10 protein-coding genes and 1 pseudogene are annotated in these 12,619 nt (G+C 71.9%); 10 read left to right on the top strand and 1 reads right to left on the bottom strand.

The window, feature by feature from the left end; genetic code table 11:
- The 10 genes from ACTB72_RS16820 to ACTB72_RS16775 form a co-directional block, all read left to right on the top strand.
- On the top strand, positions 1–679 hold a 679-nt coding region (locus ACTB72_RS16820), incomplete at its 5' end, for a CheB methylesterase domain-containing protein (protein ID WP_463038164.1).
- An 11-nt stretch (positions 680–690) separates the two neighbouring features.
- Positions 691–1,071 (top strand): response regulator, encoded by a 381-nt coding sequence (locus ACTB72_RS16815; RefSeq protein WP_463038163.1) that lies wholly within the window; start codon positions 691–693, stop codon positions 1,069–1,071.
- A 576-nt stretch (positions 1,072–1,647) separates the two neighbouring features.
- Positions 1,648–2,949 (top strand): flagellar hook protein FlgE, encoded by a 1,302-nt coding sequence (locus tag ACTB72_RS16810; RefSeq protein ID WP_463038162.1) that lies wholly within the window; start codon positions 1,648–1,650, stop codon positions 2,947–2,949.
- Between the two features lie 67 nt (positions 2,950–3,016).
- Entirely contained in the window at positions 3,017–4,477 is a 1,461-nt protein-coding gene (gene flgK, locus ACTB72_RS16805; RefSeq protein ID WP_463038161.1) for a flagellar hook-associated protein FlgK, read from the top strand.
- A 55-nt stretch (positions 4,478–4,532) separates the two neighbouring features.
- A complete protein-coding gene (locus tag ACTB72_RS16800) occupies positions 4,533–5,537 on the top strand; it encodes a flagellin (RefSeq protein WP_463038160.1) in 1,005 nt (334 codons plus the stop codon).
- Positions 5,538–5,680: 143 nt separating this feature from the next.
- The gene (locus tag ACTB72_RS16795) at positions 5,681–6,745 is read left to right on the top strand and encodes a flagellar basal body P-ring protein FlgI (RefSeq protein ID WP_463038165.1); all 1,065 of its coding nucleotides are present in this window, start codon (positions 5,681–5,683) and stop codon (positions 6,743–6,745) included.
- 395 nt (positions 6,746–7,140) lie between these two features.
- On the top strand, positions 7,141–8,145 hold the full coding sequence (locus ACTB72_RS16790) for a ligase-associated DNA damage response exonuclease (RefSeq protein WP_463038159.1): 1,005 nt from the start codon (positions 7,141–7,143) through the stop codon (positions 8,143–8,145).
- A 3-nt stretch (positions 8,146–8,148) separates the two neighbouring features.
- Positions 8,149–9,747: a cisplatin damage response ATP-dependent DNA ligase gene (locus ACTB72_RS16785; RefSeq protein ID WP_463038158.1), complete on the top strand. Its 1,599-nt coding sequence runs from the start codon at positions 8,149–8,151 to the stop codon at positions 9,745–9,747.
- 319 nt (positions 9,748–10,066) lie between these two features.
- Positions 10,067–10,882, top strand: a complete 816-nt coding sequence (locus tag ACTB72_RS16780; RefSeq protein WP_463038157.1) for a phosphate/phosphite/phosphonate ABC transporter substrate-binding protein — start codon at positions 10,067–10,069, stop codon at positions 10,880–10,882.
- 102 nt (positions 10,883–10,984) lie between these two features.
- The gene (locus tag ACTB72_RS16775) at positions 10,985–11,974 is read left to right on the top strand and encodes a glutathione S-transferase family protein (protein ID WP_463038156.1); all 990 of its coding nucleotides are present in this window, start codon (positions 10,985–10,987) and stop codon (positions 11,972–11,974) included.
- Positions 11,975–12,007: 33 nt separating this feature from the next.
- Here ACTB72_RS16775 and ACTB72_RS16770 read toward each other — a convergent pair.
- Positions 12,008–12,619 (bottom strand): annotated as a pseudogene (locus tag ACTB72_RS16770) (hypothetical protein); the annotation flags it as partial.

The following is a 12,619-nucleotide window of genomic DNA, read 5'->3' as shown; positions in this document are numbered from 1 at the left end:
GGTCGCGCCGACGGCCGTCGGCCGGGCCGCGCCGGAGCCGCCGGTGGCGGCCCCCGAACCGATGCGTCCCAGCAGCTGGAAGCGTGCGCTGATCGCGATCGGCTCCTCCACCGGAGGGGTCGGCGCGCTGGCCGAGCTGCTGGAGGGGCTGCCCCACGATCTGCCGCCGGTGGTGATCACCCAGCACATGCCGGAGGGCTACACCGACCGCTTCGCCCGGCGGCTGTGCGACAAGCTCGGCCGCGACGTCGCGGAGGCCCGGGACGCGGAACCGCTGGCCACCGGAATGGTCCGCATCGCCCCCGGCAACCGGCACTTGGAGGTGCTGGCCGGCGGTCGCCGGCTGGTCACTCGTCTAGGAGATTCCGCCCCGGTCACCGGCCACTGCCCGTCGGTCGACGTGCTGTTCGGCTCGGTGGCCCGGGCCGCCGGTCCAGGCGCGGTCGGGGTGATCCTGACCGGCATGGGCCGCGATGGCGCCGCCGGACTTCGCGCGATGCGCGGCGCCGGCGCCGCCACGCTCGGTCAATCCGAGCGGACCTGCGTGGTCTACGGAATGCCCCGCGCCGCCCGCGAGCTGGGCGCGGTGGAGGAAGAGCACGATCTCGACCGGCTCGCCGCCCGAATCTGTGATTTCGCCCGCAGCGCGCCGTCCCGGCGCGCTGCTTTGGGAACCTGAGGAGACCTGAAATGCCCGCAGCCAAATCCCTGAAGGTCCTGGTCGTTGATGACCAGCAGACCATGCGAGGCCTGGCGCGACAGTGCCTGAAGCGCCTCGGCGTGGTCGACGTGACCCTCGCCGCCGCCGGAGACCAGGCGCTCGAGGCCATGATGACCAAGAAATTCGACGTGGTCATCTCCGACCTCAACATGCCGGGCCTGACCGGCGTCGAACTGGCCAAGAAGATCAAGGAGCATCCGGTGTTCAAGGCGACGCCGGTGTTCCTGGCCACCTCCGACGCCTATCGCGATCAGGCGGCGGTCGACACCGTCGACCATTTCGTGGCCAAGCCGTTTTCGGTGGCCGACATGCGCGTCGCCATCGAGACCCATCTCGGCGCCCTTACCTGAACCGCGGGCGCAAGCCTGCCGGCCGTCCGAGGGCGGGCGAGCGACCGGGCGGCGCTCGCCGGGATTGACCGCCCGCGGTTCGGGCTTCGGCCTGAACCGCGGCGGCATCCGTTGTCTTCAAGACGGGTTAAGCCCCGCCGCCATCACGATCGATCCGGCCGGCGATATCGGCCGATATTCCGGGTTGCGCCCGCGGGCGCCGCCGCAAGAAGCGAATAACGGACAGGCGCGCGTCTCGCCGACGACGCGCGCTTTGTGCGTGGCGCGCTGTTCGTTCCCGTCATGGGCCGGCGAACACGGCCCCACGCCGCGGCGCTCGAAGCCCTCCCCCACCCGGCATGTCTAGAATGCGCGCTATCCCGCCGCCCCGCATTTACCGCCGGGTAAGAGTCCCCAGCCGATTTTCATGTCCGGGCCCGCCGCGTCGCGCTTGACGACTCGCGGGCCGGATGCGGGACCCGATCGGGGGGGCGCCCTCGTCCGTCCCGGAATCAGAGACCGCTCCGACGGCCCCGCGCCGCGGAGTTCCGCAGAACGTGGAGCCGGCGCCGCCGGACCGAACCTGAAGGACTAGCGATGACCATCACCTCCGCGCTCAACGCCAGCGTCGCCGGGCTGAATGTGAACTCGAGCAAGCTGGCGACCATCTCGGACAACATCTCGAATGCCGGGACCTATGGCTACAAGCGCGCCGACACCGATTTCGCCACGCTGGTCGTGTCGTCGGGCAACGGCAAATACACCGCCGGCGGCGTGACCGCCAAGGCGTCGCGGGAGATCTCGGCCCAGGGCTCCATCGTGACCACCGACAACGCGCTCGACCTGGCCGTGGTCGGGCGCGGGATGCTGCCGGTGACGCCCGTCGCGGCGCTGGGGGCCGCCAACCCGGAGCTGCGGCTCAAGCCGACCGACTCCTTCTCGCCCGACGAGAACGGCAATCTGGTCTCGGCCTCGGGCTTCGCCCTGATGGGCTGGCCGCTGGACGCCGATGGCAACGTCATCACCCAGCTGCGCGATTCGATCACGGGGATGGAGGCGATCTCGATCGACTCGGGCAAGTTCGTGGCCTCGCCCACCACCGAGATGGAGCTCGGCGTCAACCTGCCGGCCGAGGATTCGCAGGCCGGCGCGTCGGGCGACGTGCTCAGCGTGCCGATCGAGTATTTCGACAATTTCGGCGCCTCGCAGACGCTGACCGCGTCCTTCACGCCCACGGTGCCGGCCTCCGGCGCCTCGAACACCTGGACGCTGAGCTTCGACGACAGCGCCACCGCGCCCGCGTCGAACCCGATCGCCGAGTACACGCTGGTCTTCGATGCGACGCGCGGCAGCGGCGGCGCACTGCTGTCGGTGGCCACCGTCTCCGGCAACGCCTATGTCCCGGCCACGGGGATCGTGCAGCTCGACGTGGACGGCGGGCCGATCGACGTCACCTTGGGGGAGATCGGGCCGGGCTCCTCGCTCACCCAGCTCTCGGCCGAATTCGCGCCGTCCTCGATCCGCAAGAACGGCAACCGGGCCGGCATTCAGACCAGCCTCTCGTTCGACTCCGACGGCTATCTGAGCGCGATCTACGACACCGGGTTCACTCGCCGCCTCTACCAGGTGCCGATCGTGGACGTGCCCAATTTCGACGGCCTCTCGGTGCAGAACGGCCAGACCTTCTCGATCACGCCGGAGAGCGGTCCGTTCTATCTGTGGGACAGCGGCTCCGGCCCCGCCGGCGACCTCACCGGCTACGCGCTGGAGCAGTCGACCACCGACATCGCCGGAGAGCTGACCTCGCTGATCGAGACCCAGCGCGCCTATTCGTCCAACGCCAAGGTGGTGCAGACGGTCGACGAGATGCTGCAGGAAACCACCAACATCAAGCGCTGACGCGCTGATCCCTCCGGGCGGCGCCCCGCCCGGAGACCCCTGGAACCGGACCTGACGAGACCACGCCATGAGCATGTCCGCCGCCCTCAACAACGCCCTTTCGGGCCTGACCGCCACTTCCCGGCGGGCGCAGGTGATCTCGGACAACGTGGCCAACGCGCTGACGCCGGGCTATGCGCGGCGCAGCGTGTCCACCGCCGCGCAGTCGCTGGCGGGCGAAGGCCAGGGCGTGTCCGTGACCGCCATCACAAGGGCCACGGACCCGCGGGCCACCGCCGACCGCCGCCGGGCCGAGGCGTCGAGCGGGGAGAACGCGGCCCTGTCCTCGGCCGAGGCGCGGCTGCTCGACGCCGTGGGCGGGATCGACGACCCCGGCTCGCTGTCGGCGCGGGGCTTGACCTGGGAGACGGCCCTGGCCCGGCTGGCGGATTCGCCCGAAAGCGCCGCGCTGCAGACCGACGCGGCGGCGGCGGCGCGCAGTCTGGTCAGCGCCCTGAACGTGGCCACCGACGACATGCAGCGCGTGCGGATGGACGCGGACGCCTCCATCGGCCGGATGGTGAGCGACATCAACAGCGCGCTGGAATCGATCGAAACCCTGAATTCGGAGATCGAGCGGATCACCAACTCGGGCCGCAGCTCCGCGGCGCTGGAGGAGGACCGGTCGCGCGAGATCGACCGCATCTCGTCCCTGATCCCGGTGCGCATCGCCGCGCGGGACAACGGCAAGATCGCGCTCTACACGCCCGGAGGCGCCATCCTGCTCGAGGGGCGGACGTTCCAGCTGGGTTTCGCCCCGACCGGGCAGATCACGGCGGACATGACCCTCGCCTCGGGCGCGCTGTCGGGGCTGACGCTCGACGGCGACCCGATCGCCACGGGAACCGGCGGCGGGCGGCTGGACGGCGGCGCGCTGGGCGCGCAGTTCGCGATCCGCGACGTGCTGGCCCCGGCGGCGCAGGACCAGCTGGATGCGCTCGCCGAGGATCTGATCCTGCGCTACGAGGATCCCGCGGTGGATCCGACGCTCGCGGTGGGCGACCCCGGGATCTTCACCGACGAGGGCGGCGTTTTCGACGCGCTCGACGTGGTGGGCCTCGCCGGCCGCATCGCGCTGAACGCGGCGATCGATCCCCAGCAGGGCGGCGACGCCTGGCGGCTGCGTGACGGCATCAACGCCGCGGCGCAGGGGCCGGTCGGGCTCGACACGCTGCCCCGCGCGCTGATGGCGGCCTTGTCTGGCTCCAGAACGGCGCCGGCGGGGGCCGGGTTCACCGGCGATTTCGGGTTTCTCGACCTGGTGCAGACCGCCGCCGCCGCCCGCGCCCAGGCCCGCGCCGATCGCGAGTCAAGCGCCGCCTTCTCGGAGGGCCGGTTCTCGCTGCTGCAGGAGGCCGAGGCCGCGGTCACCGGCGTCGACACCGACAAGGAGATGTCGGACCTGCTGCTGGTCGAGCACGCCTATACGGCCAACGCCCGCGTGATCGAGACGGTGGATGGCCTCCTCAAGCGCCTGCTGCAGATCTGATCATGCCGCACCCCCTGATCCGCCGCGCCCCATTCCTGACGGGAGACCGAACATGATGACCTCCCCGCTTCCAGACCTCGCCTCCACGCTGCGCCTGCAGCGCGACGCGGGCCAGGTCCGCGCCGCGCTGGAACGCACGGGCCGCGAGCTGACCACGGGCCGGCGCGACGACCTGTTCGCCGCGTCCGGGCACGATCCGCGCCGGTTGCTGGCCATCGAGGCCTCGCAGGCCCGGGCGACGCGCGAAACCGAAGGCGTGAGCCTCTCCCAGGGCCGGATCTCGCTGACCCAGGCGGTCATGGGCGGGCTCGGCGACCTCGCCGAGGAGCTGGGTCTGGAGCTGACCGCCTCGCTTGCGATCGGCGACCTGAACAGCGCGCGCCTGCACGCGGCGGGGGCCGAGGACGCGTTCCGTTCGGCGGTGCAGAACCTGAACGCCCGGTTCGGCGGCCGGTCCCTGTTCTCGGGGGCCGCCGTCGATCAGCCGGCGCTGGCCCCGGCCGACGATATCCTCGACGACATCTCGACCCTGCTCGCCGGGGCCGTGGACGCCGCCGATGCCATCGCGCAGGTGGATTTTTATTTCGACGACCCCACCGGCGGCTTCACGGCCCGCTTCCTGGGCGCCGCGGAGGATGCGCCGCGGGCCACCATCGACGAAGGCGCCTCGGTCGCCATCTCCCGCCGCGCCGACGATCCGGAGGTGCGGACCTTGCTCAAGGGCCTGGCGCTCGCCGCGGCGACGGTGCGCGCCGGCTATGCCGGCCCCGCCTCCGCCGAACCGGACCTGCTGGAACGGGCGGCGACGATCACGCTGGACGCACGCGAGCAGATCGTGCAGTCCCGCGCCCAGCTCGGCCTGTCCGAGCAACGGCTGGAGGAAGCGGCGGTGCGCATCTCCGCCCGCCGCGACGCGCTCGACATCGCCTGGAACGACGCCACCGCGCGCGATCCCTACGACGCGGCGACCGAATTCCAGGCGGTGGAGCAACAGCTTGAACGGGTGTTCGCGGTGACCGCCCGCATGTCGCAGCTGTCGCTGGTCGACTTCCTGCGATGATCGGTTTCCCTGACGACCCGGCCGCACGCATCCGGGCCTGGACCTCGCTGGCCTTCGTGCTGGCCTGCCTGGCGCTGGTCGTGGCGGCCGTCTTCGCCCCGCTCCGCGCCGCCGCCGACCAGGGCCGCGCGGCGCTGTCGGTGATGGAGGCGCCGGAGGGCGCGATCCGCGTCCGGCTCAAGGACCTGGTCGAATTCGACGGGGTGCGCGGCAACGATCTCGTCGGCTACGGCCTCGTGGTCGGGCTGAACGGCACCGGCGACGGGCTGCGCAACTCGCCCTTCACCGAGGAGGCGCTGGTCAACCTGCTGGAAAGGCTCGGCATCAACGTCTCCGGGGAGCAGTTCCGTCCCAACAACGTCGCCGCGGTGCTGGTCACCGGCGTGCTGCCCCCCTTCGCCCGTGCGGGGGGGCAGATCGACGTGACCGTTTCGGCCATAGGCGACGCCAAGAGCCTGCTGGGCGGCACCCTGATCATGACGCCGCTGAACGCCGCGGACGGGGAGATCTACGCGGTGGCGCAGGGCTCGATCATCGCCGGCGGCATCACCGCCGAGGGCGAAGGCGCCACGGTCACCCAAGGCGTGCCCACTGCCGGCGGCATTCCCAATGGCGCCCGGGTGGAGCGTGAGATTCAGTTCGATTTCAGCCAGATGGGCCGCATGCGCCTGGCGCTGCGCGACCCTGACTTCACCACCGCGGCGCGGATCGCCGACACGATCAACACGCTGGCCGACACTCCGTTGGCCAGCATGCTGGACTCGGGCACCGTCGAGATCGACGTGCCGCGGTCCCGCATGTCTCCGGCCCGGCTGATCAGCGCGCTGGAGAACCTGGAGATCGCTCCCTCGCGCAAGGCCCGGGTGGTGGTCGACCAACGTTCGGGCACCATCGTGCTCGGCGATGACGTGCGGGTGTCGCGGATCGCCATCAGCCAGGGCAACCTGACCCTGCGCATCCAGGAAACGCCGGTGGTCTCGCAGCCCAATCCCTTCGCGCCGCAGGGCGAAACCATCGTGGTGCCCCGCACCGATGCGGCGATCGACGAGGCGCCGGGCACGGGGCTGGCGGTGATCGACAACACCGTGACCCTGTCGCAGCTGGTCGAGGGTCTGAACGCGCTGGGCGTGACCCCGCGCGACATGATCGACATCCTCAAGACCATCAAGGCCGCCGGCGCGCTGCATGCGGAATTCATCGTCCAGTAGCCGTCTTGTGGGTCCAACCGCGACCCCGGGGGGCGCCTGGATGCGATCCGCCAAGAACTGACCCACGGCGCCCCACGAAGCATCGGTGGGGCTGGTTGGCCAAAGCGATGGCTCGTCCGTCGACATGTCAGCCAGGTCACGGGCCGACGGCTCTCCGGCGCCCCGCCCGGAAGCGTCCGGCCGGACCAGTCGACTCGCGCAGCGCTCCCCGAAACGGCACGCCCTCGCCGCCTGCCTCGGCCCCGCCGGGCGCCCGAGCCCAGCGCGCCGCGGGCGGTCCGCCCCGGCTGGCGGGCGGCTGACGCGGCGCTTCGGAACGCTGCAGCGCGGCGCGAACAGGCGGGATCGGATCGCCTCCCTTGCCGCGGCCGACCTGCCGCGCCATTTTCCCAGGCATGAAGGCCACCGATCTCCTCGCCCTTCGCCCGCAGGGGCTCTGGTGCCCGCCCGCCGGCGCCTTCATCGACCCGGTGCGCCCGGTCGACCGCGCCATCGTCACCCATGGCCATGGCAATCATTGCCGACCCGGCTCCCGCGCCCTGCTCGCCACCCCCGAAACCGTCGCCATCGCCGAGGCCCGCTATGGCCGCACCGCCTTCGCCGCCACCCAGGCGCTGCCCGCGGGCCAGCCGATGCGGATCGGCGACGCGACCATCACTCTGGTCCCCGCCGGCCATGTGCTCGGCTCCGCCCAGGTGGTGATCGAGGCCGGCGGCGCCCGGGCCGTGGTCTCCGGCGACTACAAGCGCGCCCCCGACCCCACCTGCGCCCCGTTCGAACCCGTCGAATGCGACCTCTTCGTCACCGAAGCCACCTTCGGCCTGCCCGTCTTCCGCCACCCGCCCGTCAAGGACGAGATCGCCCGCCTTCTCGCCTCGGTCCGCGCCCAGCCCGCCCGCTGCCACGCCATCGGCGCCTATGCGCTCGGCAAGGCCCAGCGGTTGATCGCCGAGCTGCGTCGCGCCGGCTGGGACCGGACCATTTACCTGCATGGCGCGCTGGTCGGCCTCTGCAACGTCTACGAACGGCTCGGCATCCCGCTCGGGCCCCTCGAAACCGTGCGCGGGCAGGGCGCGGAACTGGCCGGCGAAATCGTGCTCGCCCCGCCCTCCGCCCTCAACGACCGCTGGGCGCGCAAACTCCCCGACCCGGTGATCTGCGCCGCCTCGGGCTGGATGCGCGTCCGCCAGCGCGCCAAGCAGCGGGGCGTCGAGCTGCCGCTGGTCGTCTCCGACCACGCCGACTGGGACGAGCTGACCGCCACCATCACCGAAACCGGCGCCGGCACCATCTGGGTCACCCATGGCGCCGAGGAGGCGCTGTGCCTCTGGTGCGCCGACCAGGGGCTCGACGCCCGCCCGCTCGCGCTGATCGGGCGGGGCGAAGAAGAGGCGATGTAGCCCGTGCGCGCCTTCGCCGATCTGCTGGAGGCGCTGGTCTTCACCCCGCGCCGCACCCGCAAGCTCGCGCTGCTGCGCGATTATTTCCGCGACACCCCCGATCCGGACCGCGGCTATGCGCTGGCGGCCCTCGCCGGCACGCTGGAGATGCCGAGCCTCACGCCCTCGGTGATCCGCGGCGTGGCGCAGGCCCGCGTCGACCCGCGGCTCTTCGCGCTGTCCCATGATTTCGTGGGCGACCTGGCCGAGACCGTCGCGCTGATCTGGCCCGAACCGGCGACGCCCCCCGGGCCGCCCCCCGGCCTCGCCGAAACCGTCGACAGCCTGCGCGCCGCCGGCCGCGCCGCCCGGCCCGCGCTGCTCGACGCCCTTTTCGACCGGCTCGACCCCTCCGCCCGCTTCGCGCTGATCAAGCTTTGCGCGGGGGGGATGCGGGTCGGCGTCTCCGCCCGCATGGCGCGCACCGCGCTCGCCGAGGAATTCGGCCGGCCGCTCGCCCGGATCGAGGAGCTGTGGTTCGTCCTCGCCCCCCCCTATGCCGAGCTTTTCGCCTGGCTTGAGGGCGGGCCCGAGCCCGACGCCGACCTCTCGCTCGCCTTCCGCCCGATGATGCTCGCCAATCCGCTGGAGGCCGAGCGCTTCGCGACCCTCGTCCCCGCCGAGCATATCGCGGAGATCAAGTGGGACGGCATCCGCGTGCAGGCCGCGGCGACCGCCACCGGCCGGCGCCTCTATTCCCGCGCCGGCGAGGATCTGGCCCCCGCCTTCCCCGACCTGCTCGACGCGATGGACTGGCAGGGTTGCGTGGACGGCGAGCTGCTGATCCTCGCCGACGGCGAGGTGCGCCCCTTCGCCGAACTTCAGGCCCGGCTCGGCCGCAAGCGGGTCACGGCGAAGATGCTGACCGAGGCGCCCGCCCATATCCGCGCCTATGACCTCCTCCATGACGGGACCCGCGACCTGCGCGACCTGCCGCTGGAGGGCCGCCGCGCCCGGCTTTTCGACTGGTTCGCCGCGACCCGGCCCGCCCGCATGGACCTGTCGCCGGACCTGCCCTTCGCCGACTGGCCGACGCTCGCCGCGATCCGCGACGCGCAGCGCGCGGAAGGGCAGGAGGGGCTGATGGTCAAGCGCCGCGACGCGCCCTACGCGGCGGGCCGCCCGGTGGGCCCGTGGTGGAAGTGGAAGCGCGACCCGCTCAGCGCCGATTGCGTGCTGATGTACGCCCAGCGCGGGCACGGGCGGCGGTCCTCCTACTATTCCGATTTCACCTTCGGCTGCTGGGAGGAGGACCCCGACGGCGACGCCCCCCGCCTTGCCCCGGTGGGAAAAGCCTATTCGGGGTTCACCGACGAGGAGCTGGTCGCGCTCGACCGCTGGGTCCGCGCCCATATGACCGAGCGTTTCGGCCCGGTCCGCGCCGTGACGCCGGAATTGGTGCTCGAGGTCGCCTTCGACGCGGTGCAGATCTCGCGCCGGCATCGTTCCGGCGTCGCCATGCGTTTCCCGCGGATCAAGCGCATCCGCTGGGACAAGCCGGCGGCGGAGGCGGACCGGGTCGAGACGCTTCGCGCGCTGGCGGGTCACGCGCCCGAGACCTGAGCCGTCCCGCATCCCCGCATCCTCCCGCCGCGCCTTGCGGCCGCGGCAGGGGGTTGCGGAGCGACGCCATTGCTTTACCTCTGGAGCGTCGCCCATCCGGCGTCGGCGCCGAACGTTCCGCGCGCCCTTTTCGAACACGGGGCGGAACGTCCGCCCGAACCCCGCAGCCCTGCGGAGCAAACGGGACCTTCTGGCAGCTGATGTTCCTCTACGGCACCCTTCGCGCGATGCGCCTCGCCTCTCCGTCCGCACTCCGTCGCCGTCGCGCGGTGGGCGGGCGCGCGGCCGTGCCGTCCAGCGCCTGCGCAAGGCGCGCCGCATGACGCCGGGCGCATCCGCCGCGGGCCTCGCCTCCCTGCCGCTCTATGACTGGCCGGAACTGCGCGACGCCACCGATGCGTTATGGGCGGCGCTCGGCGCCCGGCTGCGCGACGTCGGCCTGCCGGCGCCTGAGGCGCTGGACCGCGACGCCCCCGCCGCCGCGCACTGGGCCGATCCGGGGTTGCTGTTCTCCCAGGTCTGCGGCCTGCCGCTTGTCGCCGGCGCGGCGCGCGCCACGCGCCTGATCTGCACGCCGACCTATGAGGTCGACGGTTGCGGCGCCGGCCGCTACGCCTCCGCCATCGTGGCGCGCCGGGGCGGGGCCGCGGATCTCGATGCGCTGCGCGGCGGGCGCTTCGCCGCCAACGGGTCCGACAGCCTGTCGGGCTGGGCCGCGCTGATCGACGCGATGGAGCCCGCGTCCATCGGCGAAGTGCTGTGGACCGGCGCGCATCGCGCGTCCGTCGTCGCGGTGGCCGAGGGCCGGGCCGAGGCCGCCGCCATCGACGCGCTCTGCTGGGACATGGCGCAGCGGTTCGAGCCGGCGGCGGCGGAGCTCGTCGTGCTCGGCTGGACCCGTCCCGCCCCGGCGCCGCCCTATGTGACCTCGGCGCTCACCGCTTCGGGCGACCGGGCGCGGATCCGCGCGGCGCTGGTGGAGGTGCTGGTCGACCCCGCCACCGCCTCGATCCGCGCCGAGCTGCGGCTCGCCCGCATCGTGGCCTTCGCTGACACCGATTACGATGCGGCCCGCGCGCTCGCCCAACTGGTCCGCGCCGTCGAGGCCGCGCGCCCCGAGCTGCGCCAGGGTTGAGCCTTCGTCGCGTTTTCGTGGACAATCCATCCCGGCAAGCGCGGTAGCGCTCGCGTCCCTGCGCGCTAGGTTAGGCCCATCACGGATCTGAGGGAGCGCGACATGGGACTGTTGGTGGACGGCGTCTGGCACGATCAGGGCTATGACACGGAGAAGACCGGCGGCAAGTTCGTCCGCTCCGAGACCTCGTTCCGCAACTGGGTGACGCCGGATGGCGCGCCCGGGCCGTCGGGCGAGGGCGGGTTCAAGGCCGAGGCGGGTCGCTATCACCTTTATGTCTCCTATGCCTGCCCCTGGGCGCATCGCACGCTGATCCTGCGCGCGATCAAGGGGTTGGAGGATCTGATCGACGTTTCGGCGGTGCATCCCGACATGCTGTCGGAGGGCTGGACCTTCGCCACCGATTTCCCCGGCGCCACCGGCGACCTGCGCGCCGGCCATGATTTCCTGCGCGAGGTCTATATCGAGGCCGACCCCGAGGTTTCCGGCCGGGTGACGGTGCCGGTGCTGTGGGACAAGGCCCAGGGCAAGATCGTCTCGAACGAAAGCGCCGAGATCCTGCGCATGTTCAATTCCGCCTTCGACGGGCTGACCGGCGACCGCCAGGACTTCCACCCCCAAGAACTGCGCCGGGCCATCGAGCCGGTGAATGCGCGGATCTACGACACGCTCAACAACGGCGTCTACAAATCCGGCTTCGCGACGACGCAGGAGGCTTATGAGGACGCGGTGCGCCCGCTGTTCGATACGCTGGACTGGCTGGAAAAGCGGCTGAGCTCACGCCGTTTTCTGATGGGCGCGCGGGTGACCGAGGCCGACTGGCGGCTGTTCGTGACCCTGATCCGCTTCGACGCGGCCTATTACGGGCACTTCAAGTGCAACATCCGGCGGATCGTGGATTATCCGCATCTGTCGGGCTACTTGCGCGAACTCTACCAGTGGCCGGGCGTGGCGGGGACGGTGCATCTCGACCACATCAAGCGCCATTACCACTACAGCCACGAGTCGATCAACCCGCACCGGATCGTGCCCCTGGGCCCCGATCTGGACTTCGACGCGCCCCACGGCCGCGATCAGCTGCGCGCGGACTGAGCGCCGTCGCCTGAGGCCCCCAGTCGCCCGGAGCTAATCGAACGCGCCGACGGCCTGGGCGACCAGCATGAAGGCGCGGCCGGTGCGGCTGTCGGCCAGATCGACCAGCCTGCCCTCGCCCCGCGGCTCCGCGGCGGCGAGGCGCAGGACGGAATCGAAGCGGCGCATCAGGTGCATGACCGTGTCGCGGAACACCGGGTCCGCCTTCATCATCCGGCGCACGGTGTCGACCATCGTCTCCGAAGTCACGCCGCCGACCGAGGTCAGGTCCACCCCCCGCTCGCCACGCGCGAAGCGGAGCCAGAGCGCGGGCGGGGCGTGGCGGACCTCGAGATCCTCCATGTAGATCCCGTGCTGGGCGAGGATGGTCAGCGCGTCCTCGGCGGCCTGCAGCAGCTCGGCCATCGGGCGGTCGCGGGTGGCGATCTCCAGCGCGGCGAACCCGGCCTCGTCGCGTTCGTCCTTGGGGAAATCCAGCGCCCGCGCCAGCACCGACCAGTCGCGGGCGCCCGGGGCAGGGGGCTTGTCCTGGGTGTCGGCGAGCGGCAGCGAGGGTTGCGCGTCCGGCGTCGCGGGCGGGCGCGGCGGCGAGGCCGGGATCGTCGCGGGTTGACGCGCGGCGGGGGCGGGCTGACGCGCGGGGGC

Source organism: Albimonas sp. (genome assembly GCF_055129145.1).
This window is presented reverse-complemented; position numbering and strand designations above follow the sequence as displayed.

Coding starts and splice junctions, on each gene's coding strand:
- ACTB72_RS16815 (WP_463038163.1), top strand. CDS start 691: ATGCCCGCAGCCAAATCCCTGAAGGTCCTGGTCGTTGATGACCAGCAG.
- ACTB72_RS16810 (WP_463038162.1), top strand. CDS start 1,648: ATGACCATCACCTCCGCGCTCAACGCCAGCGTCGCCGGGCTGAATGTG.
- flgK (WP_463038161.1), top strand. CDS start 3,017: ATGAGCATGTCCGCCGCCCTCAACAACGCCCTTTCGGGCCTGACCGCC.
- ACTB72_RS16800 (WP_463038160.1), top strand. CDS start 4,533: ATGACCTCCCCGCTTCCAGACCTCGCCTCCACGCTGCGCCTGCAGCGC.
- ACTB72_RS16795 (WP_463038165.1), top strand. CDS start 5,681: ATGGAGGCGCCGGAGGGCGCGATCCGCGTCCGGCTCAAGGACCTGGTC.
- ACTB72_RS16790 (WP_463038159.1), top strand. CDS start 7,141: ATGAAGGCCACCGATCTCCTCGCCCTTCGCCCGCAGGGGCTCTGGTGC.
- ACTB72_RS16780 (WP_463038157.1), top strand. CDS start 10,067: ATGACGCCGGGCGCATCCGCCGCGGGCCTCGCCTCCCTGCCGCTCTAT.
- ACTB72_RS16775 (WP_463038156.1), top strand. CDS start 10,985: ATGGGACTGTTGGTGGACGGCGTCTGGCACGATCAGGGCTATGACACG.